At 39.1% G+C, this 19,161-nt stretch carries 21 protein-coding genes; 14 read left to right on the top strand and 7 right to left on the bottom strand.

Annotated elements, in window-relative coordinates; all coding sequences use genetic code 11:
• Window positions 1-19 precede the first annotated feature (19 nt).
• On the bottom strand, window positions 20-1,243 hold the full coding sequence (gene pepT, locus ACVAMZ_RS05110; protein ID WP_461684206.1) for a peptidase T: 1,224 nt from the start codon (window positions 1,241-1,243) through the stop codon (window positions 20-22).
• A gap of 154 nt (window positions 1,244-1,397) precedes the next feature.
• Here pepT and hemH point away from each other — a divergent pair, with 154 nt between their 5' ends.
• A complete protein-coding gene (gene hemH / locus ACVAMZ_RS05105) occupies window positions 1,398-2,492 on the top strand; it encodes a ferrochelatase (RefSeq protein WP_461684205.1) in 1,095 nt (364 codons plus the stop codon).
• 445 nt (window positions 2,493-2,937) lie between these two features.
• Here the strand turns inward: hemH and mnmE are convergent, their stop codons facing one another.
• Both mnmE and ACVAMZ_RS05095 read right to left on the bottom strand, forming a co-directional pair.
• Window positions 2,938-4,311 (bottom strand): tRNA uridine-5-carboxymethylaminomethyl(34) synthesis GTPase MnmE, encoded by a 1,374-nt coding sequence (gene mnmE / locus ACVAMZ_RS05100; RefSeq protein ID WP_461684204.1) that lies wholly within the window; start codon window positions 4,309-4,311, stop codon window positions 2,938-2,940.
• 126 nt (window positions 4,312-4,437) lie between these two features.
• The gene (locus ACVAMZ_RS05095; RefSeq protein ID WP_001117401.1) at window positions 4,438-4,620 is read right to left on the bottom strand and encodes a 4-oxalocrotonate tautomerase; all 183 of its coding nucleotides are present in this window, start codon (window positions 4,618-4,620) and stop codon (window positions 4,438-4,440) included.
• Window positions 4,621-4,741: 121 nt separating this feature from the next.
• Between ACVAMZ_RS05095 and ACVAMZ_RS05090 the strand changes: the two genes are divergently transcribed.
• The 13 genes from ACVAMZ_RS05090 (at window position 4,742) to msr(D) (ending at window position 17,471) form a co-directional block, all read left to right on the top strand.
• Window positions 4,742-5,326 carry a thymidine kinase gene (locus ACVAMZ_RS05090; protein WP_461684203.1) on the top strand — a complete coding sequence of 195 codons (585 nt, stop codon included), beginning with the start codon at window positions 4,742-4,744 and terminating at the stop codon, window positions 5,324-5,326.
• A 2-nt stretch (window positions 5,327-5,328) separates the two neighbouring features.
• Window positions 5,329-6,408, top strand: coding sequence for a peptide chain release factor 1 (gene prfA / locus ACVAMZ_RS05085; RefSeq protein WP_006148466.1), 1,080 nt, complete (start codon window positions 5,329-5,331; stop codon window positions 6,406-6,408).
• Complete coding sequence (gene prmC / locus ACVAMZ_RS05080; protein ID WP_461684202.1) at window positions 6,408-7,244, top strand: peptide chain release factor N(5)-glutamine methyltransferase; 837 nt, start codon at window positions 6,408-6,410, stop codon at window positions 7,242-7,244. The genes prfA and prmC overlap by 1 nt, the downstream gene beginning before the upstream one ends.
• Window positions 7,228-7,830 (top strand): L-threonylcarbamoyladenylate synthase, encoded by a 603-nt coding sequence (locus ACVAMZ_RS05075; RefSeq protein WP_461684201.1) that lies wholly within the window; start codon window positions 7,228-7,230, stop codon window positions 7,828-7,830. Before prmC ends, ACVAMZ_RS05075 begins: the two co-directional genes overlap by 17 nt.
• Window position 7,831: 1 nt before the next feature.
• Window positions 7,832-8,278 (top strand): GNAT family N-acetyltransferase, encoded by a 447-nt coding sequence (locus ACVAMZ_RS05070; RefSeq protein WP_461684200.1) that lies wholly within the window; start codon window positions 7,832-7,834, stop codon window positions 8,276-8,278.
• Window positions 8,275-9,531, top strand: a complete 1,257-nt coding sequence (gene glyA / locus ACVAMZ_RS05065; RefSeq protein WP_461684199.1) for a serine hydroxymethyltransferase — start codon at window positions 8,275-8,277, stop codon at window positions 9,529-9,531. Before ACVAMZ_RS05070 ends, glyA begins: the two co-directional genes overlap by 4 nt.
• Before the next feature lie 6 nt (window positions 9,532-9,537).
• On the top strand, window positions 9,538-10,512 hold the full coding sequence (locus ACVAMZ_RS05060; RefSeq protein WP_006148471.1) for a nucleoid-associated protein: 975 nt from the start codon (window positions 9,538-9,540) through the stop codon (window positions 10,510-10,512).
• The gene (locus tag ACVAMZ_RS05055; RefSeq protein WP_461684198.1) at window positions 10,512-11,114 is read left to right on the top strand and encodes a lysozyme family protein; all 603 of its coding nucleotides are present in this window, start codon (window positions 10,512-10,514) and stop codon (window positions 11,112-11,114) included. The genes ACVAMZ_RS05060 and ACVAMZ_RS05055 overlap by 1 nt, the downstream gene beginning before the upstream one ends.
• A gap of 81 nt (window positions 11,115-11,195) precedes the next feature.
• Window positions 11,196-12,170, top strand: a complete 975-nt coding sequence (locus ACVAMZ_RS05050; RefSeq protein WP_461684197.1) for a DUF1002 domain-containing protein — start codon at window positions 11,196-11,198, stop codon at window positions 12,168-12,170.
• Window positions 12,171-12,244: 74 nt separating this feature from the next.
• On the top strand, window positions 12,245-13,600 hold the full coding sequence (rlmD, locus tag ACVAMZ_RS05045) for a 23S rRNA (uracil(1939)-C(5))-methyltransferase RlmD (RefSeq protein WP_461684196.1): 1,356 nt from the start codon (window positions 12,245-12,247) through the stop codon (window positions 13,598-13,600).
• A 514-nt stretch (window positions 13,601-14,114) separates the two neighbouring features.
• Window positions 14,115-14,285 carry a hypothetical protein gene (locus ACVAMZ_RS05040; protein WP_000873143.1) on the top strand — a complete coding sequence of 57 codons (171 nt, stop codon included), beginning with the start codon at window positions 14,115-14,117 and terminating at the stop codon, window positions 14,283-14,285.
• A gap of 385 nt (window positions 14,286-14,670) precedes the next feature.
• Window positions 14,671-15,888 carry a macrolide efflux MFS transporter Mef(A) gene (gene mef(A) / locus ACVAMZ_RS05035; RefSeq protein WP_000417519.1) on the top strand — a complete coding sequence of 406 codons (1,218 nt, stop codon included), beginning with the start codon at window positions 14,671-14,673 and terminating at the stop codon, window positions 15,886-15,888.
• 119 nt (window positions 15,889-16,007) lie between these two features.
• Window positions 16,008-17,471, top strand: coding sequence for an ABC-F type ribosomal protection protein Msr(D) (gene msr(D) / locus ACVAMZ_RS05030; RefSeq protein ID WP_000420313.1), 1,464 nt, complete (start codon window positions 16,008-16,010; stop codon window positions 17,469-17,471).
• A 117-nt stretch (window positions 17,472-17,588) separates the two neighbouring features.
• Here msr(D) and ACVAMZ_RS05025 read toward each other — a convergent pair whose 3' ends face one another.
• The 4 genes from ACVAMZ_RS05025 to ACVAMZ_RS05010 are packed head-to-tail and all read right to left on the bottom strand — an operon-like array spanning window position 17,589 to window position 18,833.
• Window positions 17,589-17,888 (bottom strand): DUF5960 family protein, encoded by a 300-nt coding sequence (locus tag ACVAMZ_RS05025; RefSeq protein ID WP_001072467.1) that lies wholly within the window; start codon window positions 17,886-17,888, stop codon window positions 17,589-17,591.
• Window positions 17,875-18,243 carry a hypothetical protein gene (locus ACVAMZ_RS05020; protein ID WP_000567222.1) on the bottom strand — a complete coding sequence of 123 codons (369 nt, stop codon included), beginning with the start codon at window positions 18,241-18,243 and terminating at the stop codon, window positions 17,875-17,877. The genes ACVAMZ_RS05025 and ACVAMZ_RS05020 overlap by 14 nt, the downstream gene beginning before the upstream one ends.
• Before the next feature lie 12 nt (window positions 18,244-18,255).
• The gene (locus ACVAMZ_RS05015; RefSeq protein WP_000806926.1) at window positions 18,256-18,591 is read right to left on the bottom strand and encodes a DinB/UmuC family translesion DNA polymerase; all 336 of its coding nucleotides are present in this window, start codon (window positions 18,589-18,591) and stop codon (window positions 18,256-18,258) included.
• On the bottom strand, window positions 18,588-18,833 hold the full coding sequence (locus ACVAMZ_RS05010) for a hypothetical protein (RefSeq protein WP_001813542.1): 246 nt from the start codon (window positions 18,831-18,833) through the stop codon (window positions 18,588-18,590). The genes ACVAMZ_RS05015 and ACVAMZ_RS05010 overlap by 4 nt, the downstream gene beginning before the upstream one ends.
• Window positions 18,834-19,161 lie beyond the last annotated feature (328 nt).

Genomic DNA, 19,161 nt, shown 5'->3' with positions numbered 1-19,161 from the left:
TAGCATTGCTACTTCTTTTTTAGTCTTTGTAAGATATGATACCAATGATGGTATCAACTGCACGTTCCATGGTTTGAAGGCTGACATATTCAAAACGGCCATGCATATTTTCACCACCAGCGAAGATATTTGGCGTTGGAATTCCCATAAAGGAAATCTTAGAACCATCTGTTCCACCACGAATAGGCTCGATAATAGGTGTGATATCAAGACTTTCCATTACTGATTTAGCGATGGTGATTGGAGTCATATCCTTTTCAATGACTTCCTTCATGTTGTAGTACTGGTCTGTCAAAGTCAAGGTTACACGATTGCTACCAAGTTCTTGGTTCATCTTATCAGCGATAGCTTGCATAGCAGCTTTACGCGATTCAAAGTTTTCTTTTTCGAAGTCACGAATGATATAGCTAGCACGCGCTTCCTCAACACTACCAGATACATCCATGAGGTGGTAGAAACCTTGATAGCCCTCAGTCAATTCTGGGCGGTCACCAGCTGGGAGTTGATTGTGGAAGTCAATCGCTAATTGAAGGGCGTTAACCATTTGTCTTTTAGCTGTTCCTGGGTGAACATTACGACCTTGGAAGTGAAGTTCTGCACCTGCAGCAGAGAAGGTTTCGTATTGAAGTTCACCAAGAGGTCCACCGTCAACTGTATAAGCAAAGTCAACATTGAAATCCTCTGCATCAAATTTATTGGCACCAACACCGATTTCTTCATCAGGTCCAAAGCCGACACGAATTTCGCAGTGCTTAATTTCAGGATGAGCAGTCAAGTATTCGATGGCTGTCATGATTTCGGCGATACCTGATTTGTCGTCAGCACCGAGAAGAGTTGTCCCGTCTGTAGTAATTAAAGTTTGACCAGGGTATTTTTCAAGACTCTTGAAATCAGCTGGATCGAGCTTGAAACCAGATTTACCAAGCTCGATAAGGCCACCGTCGTAATTTTCAACTACTTGTGGATTGATACCTTCAGCATTAAAATCAGCTGTATCCATGTGGGAGATAAAACCAATCTTGCGAGTTAAACTTGGATCGTTAGCTGGAAGTGTACCGATAGCAAAACCATTTGGCAAATAATAGACATTTTGCAAACCGACACGCTTCATCTCTGGGATGAGAACATTAGTGGCAAAGTCTACTTGACTTTGAGTACTTGGTGTAGTAGTTGAATGTTCGTCAGAACGTGTATTGACTTTGACATAAGTCAAAAAACGCTCCAACAATGTTGGATATTTCATCGTAACTCCTTTTTTCCTTCTTTTAAAACCATTGTATCATAGAAAGAAGAGAAAAACAAAAGTCAAAAGGGAGATAAAATCCTTATATTAGCGTTTACTTATAGCTTCTTTAGTGATACAATAAAAAAGATAAAAATATCACAAGGATGCAGAGATGAAAAAAGCAATTTTAATGATGACATTTGGTTCACCAGAAGAGATTACCTTTGAAGGAGTAGCCGACTTTTTTACCAACATTCGTCGAGGAGTTCGACCTCAAGACCACGAAATTCAAACCCTTTATGATAATTATGTTCGAATTGGAGGAACTCCACTTCAAAAAATTACCCGTGAAGAAGTTTCTTTGGTAGAAGCTAGGTTAGGTAATGAATATAGTGTCTATTTTGCCAATAAATTTTCAACCCCTTTTATTCCAGATGTAATTCGGCAAATGGAAGCAGATGGAATTGAAAAGTGTATTTGCTTGATTTTGGAGCCACACTATTCCTTTTACTCTGTCATGGGGTACGAAAAGTTTCTAGAAAGTAAACAAATTCAGTTTTTAGTTATTAAGGACTGGTATCAAGAAGAGGCACTATTAAACTATTGGACAGCTGAAATTGCTAAGATTTTAAAAGAAAAGGTGAAACAGGATAGCTTTAAAGTCATCTTTTCTGCCCACAGTGTGCCCATTTTTGCCTTGGATTTTGGTGATCCCTATATCGATCAAATTTTTGAAAATAGCAAGTTAATTGCGAAGAAATTAGACTTGGATCCAGGGCAATATACCAACACTTGGCAGAGCGAAAGTGATATTGGTATTCCGTGGATTAAGCCAGATGTTTTGGAGTATCTCAGAGAACAGAAAGAACATCCAAATCATTATATTTTTGTACCTATTAGTTTTATCAGTGAGCACATTGAAGTCTTGTTTGACAACGATGTGGAATGTTATGAATTGTGTCAGGAATTGGGGGTGAACTACCATCGTCCACCAATGCCAAATACAGATTCTCGTTTGATTGATGCCTTGGTTAATACTGTCCGAGCTAACGAACATAAAGAATTTAGAGAATTCCTCCCAGAAGAAGAAACCTTTGATGAATTAGTTCCTTCGGAGGAAACTAAGAATATTCTAGATGAATCACAAGACTTACAAATGCCAGAATTTGTTAAAAAATTGATTGAGAAAAAAGGTCGTGAAAATGTCAAGATGCCTTATTTAATCAAAAAAATGCTTGAAAAAGCTGGCAAATTACCTAAAGACTAAGTGAAAATAGGAAAGAACTAGTAATACTCTTCGAAAATCAAATTCAAACCGCGTCAACGTCGCCTTTTCGTATATATGTTACTGACTTCGTCAGTTCTATCTACAACCTCAAAGCAGTGCTTTGAGCAACCTGCGGCTAGTTTCCTAGTTTGCTCTTTGATTTTCATTGAGTATAATGTTTGTTTCAGCTATCTGCTAAGGTAGGATCTAATTTAGAAGGTGTAAGAAAAATAGAGTGGGACAGAAATCGGTAATTCGTTAGAATTCGATTTCGTTGTCCCACCTCCGCACAGTTGAGTAGGGCTGTAAAAGCTGATGAAATCAGCGTAGTGGAGCCCACTCAACCACTGCGTCTTGCTCGACAATCCATAGACAAATGAGAGGCTAGGACTTTTGTCCCAGCCTCTTTTTAGGTGACTAGCATTCTTTTGAACTAGTTTTTATGTTATTTACCCAAACAAAACTGGCTAAACAATTGAGTAATAAGCTCATCTGGCGCAGCATCACCAGTGATTTCTCCGAGGATTTCCCAAGTACGGGTCAAATCAACTTGAAGTAAATCAACTGGCATACCGAGTTCCAAGCCTTCATTAACAGCTTGTAGGCTTTCAACTGCTTTTTCAATTAATGAAATATGACGTGCGTTTGATAGATAGGTAGCATCTTGCTCAACAAGGCCTGCATTTTCGAAGAAGAGCTCATTGATTCGTTCCTCAATCTTATCAATGTTTTGATTCTTGAGGACTGAAATCCGGATAATATCTTCTGGAAGTTCTTCAGTTTCGATGGCCTCTGGTAGGTCAGTTTTATTCAGTAGGATAATACGGTTGGTATCTTGGCTGATTTCAAGAAGTTGTCGGTCTTGAGTGGTCAGAGGTTCACTAGCATTTAGTACTAGTAGAACTAAGTCAGCTTCCTTGAGGGCTTTTTTGGAGCGTTCAACCCCGATTTGTTCCACGACATCATCTGTTTCACGAATACCAGCAGTATCAATCAACTTCAGTGGAACACCATTGATATTGACGTATTCTTCAATAACATCTCGAGTAGTCCCTGCAATATCCGTTACAATGGCTTTATCTTCACGAAGGAGGTTGTTGAGGAGACTTGATTTCCCAACGTTTGGGCGACCAATAATAGCAGTTGAAATCCCTTCGCGGAGAATTTTGCCACGACGGGCTGTTTTTAGAAGATTGGTCAAAAGTTGTTCAAATTCTAAGGTCTTTTCACGGACAACAGCAGTAGTGGCTTCTTCCACATCGTCGTACTCAGGATAGTCAATATTGACCTCAACTTGAGCCAAGGTATTGAGAATTTCCTGACGAGTATTATTAATGAGGTCAGACAGGGAACCATCAAGTTGTTTGACTGCTATATTCATAGCCTTGTCAGTCTTAGCACGGATGATATCCATAACAGCTTCAGCCTGAGTCAAGTCTACACGACCATTGAGGAAGGCACGTTTAGTAAACTCACCCGGCTCTGCCATACGTGCCCCTTCACGGATAGCTAGTTGGAGGATCTCATTGGTTACGGCAATCCCACCGTGGGTGTTAATCTCGATAATATCCTCACGAGTGAAGGTCTTAGGAGACCTCATAGCACCTACCATTACCTCGTCCATAACTTTACCAGTCAAAGGATCGATAATGTGGCCGTAGTTAAGCGTGTGGCTAGCAACCTTGCTCAAGTCCTTGCCTTTAAAAATCTTTTGAGCAATAGCAAAACTGTCTGTTCCGCTTAGGCGGACAATACCTATAGCCCCTTCACCAAGCGGTGTCGAGATTGCGGCAATGGTATCAAATTCTCGAGTAATCATTTTATTTCCTTTAAATTTTATTCGTTTGTTTTTATAGACTAATATCTCTTAAAATTGTAACAAAATAAAGTTTTTTATTCAACGGATGCCACTTATAAAGAAAAGCCTAAGCAGATCGCTTAAGCTTTACTTAGTGCGCATTTCCCCTTGCGGGAAGTAAGTTCCTTCAGGCATATCGTTGATGATGACATGAACAGCAGATTGTGGTGCACCAGTGTTACGAACCACAGCTTCGGTTACTTCCTTTGCTAGGGCTTTCTTTTGCTCGAGCGTGCGCCCTTCAAATAAATCGATGCGTACAAATGGCATAATAGCTTCCTCCACTAGTTTTTGATTTCTTCTATTTTACCACATTTTGCCGTTTAAAGCTTTTGGAAAATATGATATACTAGAATGTAGCAGAAAATTAGAATGGACGTGAAATAGAAACATGGCACAGTTGTATTATCGTTATGGGACCATGAATTCAGGAAAGACCATCGAGATTCTCAAGGTAGCCTATAACTATGAGGAGCAAGGAAAGGGAGTTGTGATTATGACTTCGGCTCTGGATACAAGAGACGGTATAGGCTATGTGTCGAGTCGGATTGGCATGAAGCGACCAGCCATAGCTATCGATGATACTACGGATATTTTTGGGTTTATTCGAGACTTACCTGAAAAGCCCTACTGTGTTTTGGTCGATGAGGCCCAGTTTCTGAAGCGTCATCATGTTTACGATTTAGCTCGTGTCGTCGATGAGTTAGACATACCTGTTATGGCATTTGGTTTGAAGAATGACTTTCGCAATGAGCTGTTCGAAGGATCTAAACATCTATTGTTATTAGCAGATAAAATTGATGAGATCAAAACCATCTGTCAGTATTGTAAGAAAAAGGCGACCATGGTACTACGTACGCTAGATGGAAAACCTACTTATGAAGGTGAACAAATCCAGATAGGTGGTAATGAAACCTATATCTCGGTTTGCCGTAAACATTATTTTGCCCCTGAAATCAATAAGGAGAATGAGTAAGAATGAATATCTATGATCAACTACAAGCTGTAGAAGACCGTTATGAAGAGTTGGGAGAATTGCTGAGCGACCCTGATGTGGTCTCTGATACCAAGCGTTTCATGGAGCTTTCAAAAGAAGAAGCTTCAACTCGTGATACCGTAACTGCCTACCGTGAATACAAACAAGTCCTCCAAAACATTGTTGATGCTGAAGAAATGATTAAAGAGTCTGGCGGAGATGCGGACTTGGAAGAAATGGCCAAGCAAGAACTCAAGGATGCTAAGGCTGAAAAAGAAGAGTATGAAGAAAAACTGAAAATCTTGCTCCTTCCTAAAGATCCAAACGATGACAAGAACATCATCCTTGAAATCCGTGGAGCAGCTGGTGGAGATGAGGCAGCACTTTTCGCTGGAGATTTGCTAACCATGTACCAAAAATATGCTGAAGCCCAAGGCTGGCGCTTTGAAGTTATGGAAGCATCTATGAACGGTGTCGGTGGTTTCAAAGAAGTCGTTGCCATGGTTTCTGGTCAGTCAGTTTACTCTAAACTCAAGTATGAATCAGGTGCCCACCGTGTGCAACGTGTCCCTGTGACAGAAAGCCAAGGTCGTGTTCATACCTCTACAGCGACAGTTCTTGTCATGCCTGAGGTAGAAGAAGTAGAGTACGATATTGATCCAAAAGACCTTCGTGTTGATATCTACCACGCATCAGGTGCTGGTGGACAGAACGTCAACAAGGTAGCGACTGCCGTTCGTATCGTTCACTTGCCAACAAACATCAAGGTTGAGATGCAGGAAGAACGTACGCAGCAGAAGAACCGTGAGAAGGCCATGAAGATTATTCGTGCGCGTGTGGCAGACCACTTTGCACAGATTGCCCAAGATGAGCAAGATGCTGAGCGTAAGTCTACAATCGGTACTGGTGACCGTTCAGAGCGTATCCGTACTTATAACTTCCCACAAAACCGCGTGACGGACCATCGTATCGGCTTGACTCTACAAAAACTTGATACAATTTTAGCTGGTAAATTGGATGAAGTTGTAGATGCCTTGGTACTCTACGACCAAACACAAAAATTGGAAGAATTAAACAAATAATGAAATTAGCTCAAATATTTAAAGATTTTGAGGAAAAGTTAATAGCACAAGGAGAGGAAGCAGAAAGCCTCTCTTTTGTCTATCGTAGCTTAAAAAATCTCTCTTTTACAAACTTTGTCTTTACTCTCCAGCAAGAGGTAACTGAGGAAGATAAACACTTCGTAGAAGAAATTTACACGAAACTGGCAAATCATATACCTGCCCAGTACATTATAGGTCATGCTGAATTCTTTGGGATGCAGTTAAAAGTAGATGAGCGGGTCTTGATACCACGACTTGAAACAGAAGAGTTAGTTGAGCTTATCCTAGCTGAAAATCCTGATGGAAATCTCAAGGTCTTGGATATTGGTACAGGAAATGGTGCAATTGCCCTTGCTTTAGCTAAAAATAGAGCAGATTGGTCAGTCACAGCTGCTGATATTTCACAAGATGCATTAGACCTAGCATCGGAGAATGCAGAGCGTTTAGATTTAGAGATCACATTTATCAAATCTGACTGTTTCTCCGAAATTTGTTCAAAATATGATATAATTGTATCCAATCCACCATACATTTCTCGAGCAGATGAGGAAGAAGTTGGTTTGAATGTTCTGCATTCAGAGCCGCATTTAGCCCTTTTTGCAGACGAGGAAGGTCTAGCGATTTATCGCAGAATCGCGGAAGAATCAAAGGACCATCTAACTGATGGTGGTAAGATTTATCTTGAAATTGGCTACAAACAAGGTCAAAGTGTACCCGCTCTCTTTATGGAAAATCTTCCTGAGAAACGAGTTCGAACGCTCAAAGACCAATTTGGCCAAGATAGGATGGTTGTCATTGATGATGGAGAAAATTAAGCAAGAGTTGGAAAAGGGTGGAGCAGTAGTTTTGCCAACTGAGACAGTTTATGGCCTTTTTGCGAAAGCTTTGGATGAGAAGGCTGTTGACCATGTTTATCGGCTCAAACGTCGCCCTAGAGATAAGGCTCTCAATCTCAATGTTGCTAGTTTAGACGATATCTTGAACTTTTCCAAGAATCAGCCACCTTGTTTACAACAACTTGTTAAAAGTTTTTTGCCAGGGCCTTTAACCATTATCCTAGAAGCTAATGACAAGGTCCCTTACTGGGTCAATTCAGACTTGACGACTGTTGGATTTCGCATGCCAAGTCATCCCGTCACTCTAGAATTGATTCGTGAGTTTGGTCCCTTAATCGGCCCGTCTGCTAACATTTCAGGACAGGATAGCGGTGTGACCTATAAGGAAATTCTGCAGGATTTTAACCAAAATGTTTTAGGTTTGGAAGATGATGCTTTTTTAACTGGTCAAGATTCGACTATTTTAGACTTATCTGGTGCCAAGGTGAAAATTTTACGTCAAGGAGCGATTACACGAGAAGATATCCTTGCCAAGATTCCCGAAATTCCTTTTGAGGAGGTATGATATGCTACGTGCTTTGAAACCAACAGATGTTGCATCTATTTATGAGATTAACAAAGAGGCTTTAGGTTATGATTTTAGTCCAGAGGAAACGGCTAGTCAACTAGCTAAGTTGTCTCAAGATTCCCATCACTTCCTGCTAGGTTTCGAGGATTCAACCAATCATGACTTACTAGGTTATGTTCATGCTGAGGTTTATGAATCCCTTTATTCAAAAGCAGGTTTTAACATCCTAGCTTTAGCTGTTTTGCCTCAAACACAATGTAAAGGCATCGGGAAAACTTTGCTCCAAGGATTAGAGCAAGAAGCAGAAAAACGTGGCTACAAATTTATACGTTTAAATTCTGCAGACCATCGTATTGGTGCGCATGCATTTTATGAAAAAGTTGGTTATACTTGTGATAAGATGCAGAAACGATTTATTAAGTTAATTAAAGGAGAAAAGCTATGATTTTTGATAAAGATGATTTTAAAGCTTATGACGCAGAACTTTGGAATGCTATTGCTAAAGAAGAAGAACGCCAACAAAATAATATTGAATTAATCGCTTCAGAGAACGTTGTATCTAAGGCTGTAATGGCAGCGCAAGGTTCTATCTTGACTAATAAATATGCTGAAGGATATCCTGGACGTCGTTACTATGGTGGTACTGATGTAGTGGATGTTATCGAAAGTCTAGCTATTGAACGTGCGAAAGAAATCTTTGGTGCTAAATTTGCCAATGTCCAACCTCACTCAGGAAGTCAAGCTAACTGTGCAGCATACATGGCCTTGATTGAACCAGGTGATACAGTTATGGGGATGGATTTAGCTGCGGGTGGGCACTTGACTCACGGAGCTCCTGTAAGTTTCTCAGGTCAAACCTATAACTTCGTTTCATATAGCGTTGATCCGGAGACAGAGCTATTGGACTTTGAAGCCATCTTGAAACAAGCCCAGGAAGTGCAACCAAAACTTATCGTTGCTGGTGCCTCAGCCTATTCTCACATTATTGATTTCTCAAAATTCCGTGAAATCGCAGATGCTGTAGGTGCTAAATTGATGGTCGATATGGCTCACATTGCTGGTTTGGTTGCTGCTGGTCTTCATCCAAGTCCAGTACCATACGCACATATCACAACGACTACGACCCACAAAACCCTTCGTGGGCCACGTGGTGGTTTGATTTTGACTAATGACGAAGATCTTGCTAAAAAAATCAATTCTGCTATTTTCCCTGGTATTCAAGGTGGACCATTAGAGCATGTTATTGCAGCTAAGGCTGTTTCATTCAAAGAAGTATTGGATCCAGCCTTCAAAGAATATGCTGCCAATGTTATCAAGAACAGCAAAGCCATGGCGGAGGTATTCTTGCAAGATCCTGATTTCCGCATTATCTCTGGTGGTACTGAAAATCACCTCTTCCTTGTTGATGTGACTAAGGTAGTAGAGAACGGAAAAGTAGCTCAAAACTTGTTGGACGAAGTTAATATTACCCTAAATAAAAACTCAATCCCTTACGAAACATTGTCACCATTCAAGACAAGTGGTATTCGTATCGGAGCGGCAGCAATTACTGCTCGTGGTTTTGGTGAAAAAGAAAGCCGTCAAGTTGCTGAACTTATTATTAAAGCCCTTAAGAATGCAGAAAACGAAGCTGTCTTAGAAGAAGTGAGAAGTGCAGTCAAATCCTTGACAGATGCCTTCCCATTATATGAGGACTAATATTTTATGGATATTTATATTAAGAAAGCCATTATCCATCAGTTCAGCCCTGATGACACAGAGTTGTTCTTGGCGGATAAGTTTCTCAATATCACTCCTAAAATCGAGGAATACTTGCGTAAAAAAGTGGAGCGTGTATATTCGGATGATGCCAAAACTGGTATTTTTGAAGAGGATAATCCTTTTTTCAATCACATCACAGAAGATTTAATGGAAACATCTGTTACAATTGCTAATCTCTGGAAAGAGGAATTCTCTGTATCTGAAAACCAAAAGACTAATGACTTGGTTTTTGTCCAGTTTTCAAAAGAGGGAGTAGACCACTTTGCCTTTCTACGAATTGCATTGCGTGAAACCTTGACACACTTGGGTGGCGAGGTTGACAATCCAATCAAACTGACTCAAAATAACTTACCTGGGTTTGGAACTGGAGCAGACGAAGCACTAGTTGTTAATCTTCAAAGTCGCAAGTATCACTTGATTGAAAAACGCATCAAGTATAATGGAGCCTTTTTAAACTATTTTTCTGAGAATCTTATTCAAGCACAACCAAAGATTTCACCTAAGAAATCCATTAAGGAACTAGAAAAAACGGCTCAAAAGATTGCCGAAACCTTTAACACAGATGATTTTCAATTCCAATCTAAAGTTAAATCAGCAATTTTCAATAATCTTGAAGAGAATAATGAGCTCTCTCCAGAAAAATTAGCCAATGATCTTTTTGACAATAATCTTACTGCTCGACTTAGCTTCATTGACCAGGTTAAAGAAGCAGTACCAGAGCCAGTACAGTTTGATGAGATTGATGCCAGTCGTCAGTTAAAGAGATTTGAGAATCAGAAACTTTCCTTGTCAAACGGAATTGAACTCATCGTACCAAACAATGTCTATCAAGATGCGGAATCAGTTGAGTTCATTCAAAACGATAATGGAACCTATTCTATCTTAATCAAAAACATCGAGGATATACAAAATAAATAATGTTTAAACTTATACGAAGAATGCTGGTACTAGCAGTCTTCCTTTTCGCTGGATATAAAGCTTATCTGATTCGTCAGGATGTCAAACAAGTCATGACCTACCAACCCATGGTTCGCGAAATCTTGAATGAAGGAGATACCCCAGCAAACGAAGAGCTTGTGCTCGCCATGATTTATACAGAAACTAAGGGTAAAGAAGGAGACGTGATGCAGTCAAGTGAATCTGCTAGTGGCTCTACTGATACCATAAACGATAATGCAAGTAGTATTCGGCAAGGGGTTCAAACTTTGACAGAAAATCTCTATTTAGCTCAAGAAAAAGGAGTGGATGTCTGGACAGCCATTCAAGCTTATAACTTTGGACCTGCTTATATCGATTTTATCGCCCAGAATGGGAAAAAGAATACTCTTGTCCTAGCTAAGCAATACTCCAGAGATACAGTTGCGCCTATATTAGGAAATACAACAGGGAAAACCTATCGCTACATCAATCCCATTTCTATTTTTCAGGGGGGAGAACTCTATGTCGATGGGGGAAACTATTATTACTCTAGACAGGTTCAACTAAATCTCTATATCATCAAAATTTTTAATCTATTTTAGCATCTAGAATTTCTAGGTGCTTTTTATAAGTTTTCTTTAAGGATACTTTAATATGCTAGAGTGGAAAAGGAGGAACGTCTCATGCGAAAGAAATTCTTTCTGACGAGTGCTGCAGTTCTTTTGGCGGTTGCAACATTGCAAAACGTTCAAGCAGCAACTGATGTTCAAAAAGTAATTGATGAAACCTATGTTCAACCTGAGTACGTCTTGGGTTCTTCATTAACGGAAGATCAAAAAAATCAAACACTTAAAAAACTTGGCTATGATGCCTCAAAAGATACTAAAGATTTGAAGACTATGACACCAGAGGTCTACTCAAAAATTATGAATGTCGCAAACGATTCAAGTCTTCAACTTTATTCATCAGCAAAAATTCAAAAATTAGGAGAAAAATCTCCCCTTGAGGTCAAGATTGAAACACCTGAAAATATCACTAAAGTGACGCAAGATATGTACCGTAATGCGGCTGTTACCTTGGGTGTGGAGCACGCGCGTATCACCGTTGCGGCCCCAATTCCAGTTACTGGTGAAAGTGCCCTAGCAGGCATTTACTATTCCCTTGAGTCAAATGGTGTAAAATTACCTCAGGAAAATAAAGACTTGGCTCAGGAAGAGCTCAAGGCCTTGTCAGATATTAACGATGAAAACAAGGACAAATCAGGCTTTGATGCCAATAAACTGAACGTAGCCCTTGCTGATATAAAGGCTGCAGTCGCTAAGGCTAAAGAGTCTAAGGGTGAACTTACAGAAGATGATGTTCGTAAGATTGTCGAAGATACTTTAAAGAACTATAAACTGGATCAAGTTGTTACAGGCAACCAAGTCAATGTCATCATCAACTTTGCCTTTAATCTTTCAAAGAGCGATATTCTTAACAACGAGGACTTTACAAAGACTCTAAAAGATTTGAAACAAAGCATTGTTGCTCAAGCTGGTGACAGTTTCAGCAATATCGACCTTAACTTTGACGCCAATAAAGCTATTCAAGACGGTGGGAATATCCTCAGCTCTATTTGGCAAGCCATCCTTGATTTCTTCAAGAGTTTTGGTGCTTAGGTCAATTCATGGTATAATAGATGGTAACAGGATTGTTGCCGTCTTTTTTTGTCGGCTCATAGAAAGTGAAACATATGTTAAAGAAAAATGATATTGTAGAAGTAGAGATTGTCGATTTGACCCATGAGGGAGCAGGAGTTGCCAAGGTAGATGGCTTGGTCTTTTTTGTGGAGAATGCTTTACCAACAGAAAAAATCCTTATGCGAGTCCTTAAAGTCAACAAGAAGATTGGCTTTGGTAAAGTCGAGGAATATCTTACGCAATCTCCACATCGTAATCAAGACTTAGATTTGGCTTACTTGCGTTCTGGGATTGCAGACTTAGGTCACTTAGCCTATCCAGAGCAACTCAAGTTCAAAACCAAGCAAGTAAAAGATAGTCTTTATAAGATTGCTGGAATCACGGATGTAGAGGTTTCAGATACACTTGGTATGGAAAATCCTATCAAGTATCGCAACAAGGCTCAGGTTCCTGTTCGTCGCGTTAATGGTGTTCTAGAGACTGGTTTCTTCCGTAAGAATTCTCATGATCTCATGCCCTTGGAAGATTTTTATATCCAGGATCCAGTCATTGACCAGGTTATTCTTGCACTACGTGATTTGCTTCGTCGCTATGACTTAAAACCCTATGATGAGAAGGAACAGTCTGGTCTGATTCGTAACCTTGTTGTACGTCGTGGCCATCATTCAGGTCAAATCATGGTTATTTTGGTGACAACTCGTCCTAAAATTTTCCGAGTTGAACAGTTGATTGACCAAGTCATTAAGCAGTTCCCAGAGATTGTGTCTGTCATGCAAAATATCAATGACCAGAATACCAATGCCATTTTTGGAAAAGAATGGCAGGTTCTCTATGGTCAAGATTACATTACGGACCAAATGTTGGGGAATAGCTTCCAAATCTCTGGACCAGCCTTTTATCAGGTCAATACAGAAATGGCAGAGAAGCTTTATCAGACAGCCATTGACTTTGCGGAGTTAAAAGAAGATGATGTAGTGATCGATGCCTACTCAGGAATCGGGACTATTGGATTATCTGTCGCTAAACATGTCAAGGAAGTCTACGGAGTGGAAGTTATCCCAGAAGCAGTAGAAAATAGCCAGAAAAACGCAGAATTGAACGGTATCGACAATGCCCACTATGTCTGTGACACAGCTGAAAATGCCATGAAGAATTGGCTCAAGGAAGGTATCCAATCAACTGCCATCCTGGTCGACCCACCACGCAAGGGCTTGACCGAAAGCTTTATCAAAGCAAGCGCTCAAACAGGAGCTGACCGCATTGCTTATATCTCCTGTAATGTCGCAACCATGGCGCGTGATATCAAACTCTATCAAGAGTTGGGCTACGAGTTGAAGAAAGTCCAGCCGGTGGACCTTTTTCCGCAAACGCATCATGTTGAGGCGGTAAGTTTGCTAGTCAAGGAGTAAAACGACGAAGATTAGCATTTACTTCCGCCCATGCGATAGCTGTCCGTGATTGACAAGTGCTAGCACGCAGACAGAACGGAGATAGCGAACCGCTGAGTGTGTCGCTCTGCTCGTAAAAGCTTAGAAACCTTTGAACGAAAGGGATAATGAAAGCCTTGATTGCAAGGCTTTTTGCTTTATGGTGGGTAAGTATCAGAGTGAGAAAATTTTTGGAATGAGTAGAAGTGATAGCTAGAAATTATCAGTTTCTATTTCCATTTACCCTGTGGGTACGTGTTTGTTTCCATTGACAAGGAGTTTGTGGGAATAGAAATGTACCCACCTTGTTTGAATCAAGTGAAGTGTAGTTGAAGGAAATCTGTTGAAAGCAATACTTCATTTTACCGAATAAGTAATAATTTAGGCAACTTCAAATCGATTAAAAAAAACTATTTTAAAGGTTAAGAGTAGACAAAAATTGTCCACTCTTTTTTGCAAACTCAATTTATCAATAAATGAAATGAGGGAATGTAAAATGAAATATTTTGAGGTTGAGTTAGAAAATCCTGATGAATTTTTAAAACTACAAACAGAAGATTTTGTGAAAGCTAATCGCTTGCTACTAAGGAAGATAATCCAGAGCGTTACAGTCTATGAAGAAAACTTCGTCATATCCTTTAAATCTGGCATCGAATTGGAAGTATGAGTCTCATTCCATAACTTTTATATTGAACATATCATCTTGTTGTGTTATACTATAAATTGATATAAACAAAGATGTAGGAGGAACCGAAACTATGACAGCCTCAATGCGTTTAAGATAAGCTGGCAATAAAAAAAGCAGAATCTATACCCGATGATAGGCTTTTTTGTTGTGCTTATTTATACGATATTGAGCATTCATTAGTTACGGTGAGGATATTGGTTATTTAACTATACCTTTATTTAACTATGTCTTTAATATGAATGTTTCCAAATTGTATGTATGCAGACCAAAAGCCACATTGTGGGGTTTGGCCTGCATTTTTTATTGCCTAGAATGCTATTCAAAATAGAAATTCAAGCAAAATAATATGCAGGAGATAATATAAATGGAAAAATACAACAATTGGAAACGAAAATTTTATGCAATATGGGCAGGGCAAGCAGTATCATTAATCACTAGTGCCATCCTGCAAATGGCGATTATTTTTTACCTTACAGAAAAAACAGGATCTGCGATGGTCTTGTCTATGGCTTCATTAGTAGGTTTTTTACCCTATGCGATTTTGGGACCTGCCATTGGTGTGCTAGTGGATCGTCATGATAGGAAGAAGATAATGATTGGTGCCGATTTAATTATCGCAGCAGCTGGTGCAGTGCTTGCTATTGTTGCATTCTGTATGGAGCTACCTGTCTGGATGATTATGATAGTATTGTTTATCCGTAGCATTGGAACAGCTTTTCATACCCCAGCACTCAATGCGGTTACACCACTTTTAGTACCAGAAGAACAGCTAACGAAATGCGCAGGCTATAGTCAGTCTTTGCAGTCTATAAGCTATATTGTTAGTCCGGCAGTTGCAGCACTCTTATACTCCGTTTGGGATTTAAATGCTATTATTGCCATCGACGTATTGGGTGCTGTGATTGCATCTATTACGGTAGCAATTGTACGTATACCTAAGCTGGGTAATCAAGTGCAAAGTTTAGAACCAAATTTCATAAGGGAGATGAAAGAAGGAGTTGTGGTTCTGAGACAAAACAAAGGATTGTTTGCCTTATTACTCTTAGGAACACTATATACTTTTGTTTATATGCCAATCAATGCACTATTTCCTTTAATAAGCATGGAACACTTTAATGGAACACCTGTGCATATTTCTATTACGGAAATTTCCTTTGCATTTGGGATGCTAGCAGGAGGCTTATTATTAGGAAGATTAGGGGGCTTCGAAAAGCATGTATTACTAATAACAAGTTCATTTTTTATAATGGGGACCAGTTTAGCCGTTTCGGGAATACTTCCTCCAAATGGATTTGTAATATTCGTAGTTTGCTGTGCAATAATGGGGCTTTCGGTGCCATTTTATAGCGGTGTGCAAACAGCTCTTTTTCAGGAGAAAATTAAGCCTGAATATTTAGGACGTGTATTTTCTTTGATCGGAAGTATCATGTCACTTGCTATGCCAATTGGGTTAATTCTTTCTGGATTCTTTGCTGATAAAATCGGTGTAAATCATTGGTTTTTACTATCAGGTATTTTAATTATTGGCATTGCTATAGTTTGCCAAATGATAACTGAGGTTAGAAAATTAGATTTAAAATAAACAATATTGGAGGAATATTTATGTATCTTATTTTCATGTAACTCTTCCTGCTAAAATCGCAGGGTTTTCCCTGCATACAAGCAAATGAAAGCATGCGATTATAGACAGGAGGAAATGTTATGGAATTAATATTAAAAGCAAAAGACATTCGTGTGGAATTCAAAGGACGCGATGTTTTAGATATAAATGAATTAGAAGTATATGATTATGACCGTATTGGTTTAGTAGGAGCAAATGGTGCTGGAAAAAGCACTTTACTCAGGGTACTTTTAGGAGAATTAACTCCCCCAGGATGTAAAATGAATCGTCTGGGTGAACTTGCCTATATTCCCCAGTTGGACGAAGTAACTCTGCAGGAGGAAAAAGATTTTGCACTTGTAGGCAAGCTAGGTGTTGAGCAATTAAATATACAGACTATGAGCGGTGGTGAAGAAACAAGGCTTAAAATAGCACAGGCCTTATCGGCACAGGTTCATGGTATTTTAGCGGATGAACCTACGAGCCATTTAGACCGTGAAGGAATTGATTTTCTAATAGGACAGCTAAAATATTTTACAGGTGCACTGTTAGTTATTAGCCATGACCGCTATTTTCTTGATGAAATAGTAGATAAAATATGGGAACTGAAAGATGGCAAAATCACTGAGTATTGGGGAAACTATTCTGATTATCTTCGTCAGAAAGAGGAAGAACGTAAGAGCCAAGCTGCAGAATACGAACAATTTATTGCGGAACGTGCCCGATTGGAAAGGGCTGCGGAGGAAAAGCGAAAACAGGCTCGTAAAATAGAACAGAAGGCAAAAGGTTCTTCAAAGAAAAAAAGTACTGAAGACGGAGGGCGTTTAGCTCATCAAAAATCAATAGGAAGTAAGGAAAAAAAGATGTATAATGCTGCTAAAACCCTAGAGCACAGGATTGCGGCCTTAGGAAAAGTAGAAGCTCCGGAAGGCATTCGCAGAATTCGTTTCAGGCAAAGTAAAGCATTGGAGCTCCATAATCCATACCCTATAGTCGGTGCAGAAATTAATAAAGTATTTGGGGATAAGGCTCTGTTTGAAAATGCATCTTTTCAAATTCCGTTAGGAGCAAAAGTGGCGTTAACTGGTGGTAATGGAATCGGAAAAACAACTTTAATCCAAATGATCTTAAACCATGAAGAAGGAATTTCTATTTCGCCTAAGGCAAAAATAGGTTACTTTGCACAGAATGGTTACAAGTACAACAGTAATCAGAATGTTATGGAGTTTATGCAGAAGGATTGTGACTACAATATATCAGAAATTCGTTCAGTGCTAGCATCTATGGGGTTCAAACAGAACGATATTGGAAAAAGTTTATCTGTTTTAAGCGGTGGAGAAATTATAAAATTGTTGCTTGCTAAAATGCTCATGGGTAGATATAACATCCTAATAATGGATGAACCCAGTAACTTCCTTGACATACCAAGTTTAGAGGCTTTGGAAATACTAATGAAGGAGTACACCGGAACTATCGTGTTTATCACCCACGATAAACGATTACTCGAAAATGTAGCAGATGTAGTTTATGAAATTAGAGATAAGAAAATAAATCTGAAACATTAAATTTAAGGTAGTCGCTGGTCAGTATAGTCTGTTCTGGTTGGCGACTCCATTGTTAAAGAGTATAAAGACTTTAGATTTTATGAATATTAAAAATAGGAACAGTCAATTGAACTGCTCCTATTTTTCTGCTAAATATATTGTAGTTTTCTTATATGTATAATGATAGATTAGCGGATTCTCATCTACGGTACTTACTTCAAATATGAAGAAGTGATCGCGGTTATCTCTGGACTTTTCCTTATTGAGGACAAAGTAATTCTTACGTGAAGTCGCCATTGTTTTTAGGATATCATCAGTTAGGAAGGTCAATGGAATATTCATGTTAGAGTAGCGGTAGAAGTCACGTTCAAAATCTTGGTAGCTCTCGCTATAATAGTCCATTTGTAGGTGATTACGCTGAAACTCAAGCTGATTCATAGAGCACCTCCTCGACAAGTTCAATACTAATAATGTCTTTTAATTTCAAATTGATGTGACCTGTTGTAGTTTTTATCAAAATGAAATCTTTGGTCAGACTTGGTATTGTTCCAGTGTAGGAAACACGCTTGTTTTTTTCAATCACTTGAATGCGTGTGCGTAGCTGCCCGGCGTATACTTGACTGAGGAGTAATAATTTCTTCTCTAGTGATAAGTCAGACATGTACGTTACTTTGTTTGTATCATCAGAGAGTGCTGATGCATGTTCAGATAGGAAAAAGCCCATCCATTTTTGCATCTTTGTATCCTGGTACTCTCTTGCTGATTGAAATGGTAAATATGAACGGTCAATCATATCAAATCCTTTCTATGCAGAGGCAAGGGTATTTTTATCAAATTGAATCGTAAAACCTTGAATTCCCCCACCTGTGTAACATTCTTTAAAGCGATTGATTACCTCAGTATAGATTATCACAGATGAGCTTGTTGGCTTAATGCTAAATGTAAATTCCAATGGTAATCGGTTTTCAGATTTAGCATGTACTAGTCGTATCGATATTTCAGTTGTTTTGAGTTTTCTCTGACGAAGTTTTGAAGTTGCTGTTTCAACGATTCCATGTAAAAATCTTTCAAGCATTTCAATATCATTACATCCTTTGCTACGGATTTCTGAAAATTGTACTGTATTTTTTTCTTGTTTCATTTTAATCCCTCCAATCCACCCGCGGAATGACCACCGATAAGTTTACTGCGTTCAATATTTCTGGAACCTTCAGTTAGGACGGTTCCTTTTTGTATGGCTAAAAAACCAAACTGTTCTCTGACAACATCAATAGCTGTCTGAAGTCTATTATCTTTTTCAATTTGTTCTACATCATCAAAGAGTGATAGTAGAGTATAGCTTTCATCTACGAAGCCACTATAAGATACACCAATTTGTCTCACTGCACCAGAGGTGTATTTTTTCGGAATAATACAAGTACATGACTCACCATTGTTTTGGGGAGATTTGCGGGTTCAATTTTATTCTGAGCATTTATAGATTTTTTCATCTCAGTCCTAGAATAGCCAATATGAATAGAAACGACAGTAGTCAATACTAGGGCTACTGTTCCGTTCCACAGTATCATTTAAAAATCATTTTCACACCCTTTCGTCTATTAGTATAGAAGAAAGCTCTCAGCACATGTTGAGTGTGTTGCTTTGCTGGTAAAAGCCTAGAAAGCTTGGTATGAATCAATAATGAAAAGCCTTGATTGTAAGGCTTTTTTTG

This window comes from Streptococcus sp. KHUD_017 (genome assembly GCF_054861245.1).
Note: the sequence above shows the minus strand (reverse complement) of the source record. Positions and strands in the feature narration are given on the sequence as shown.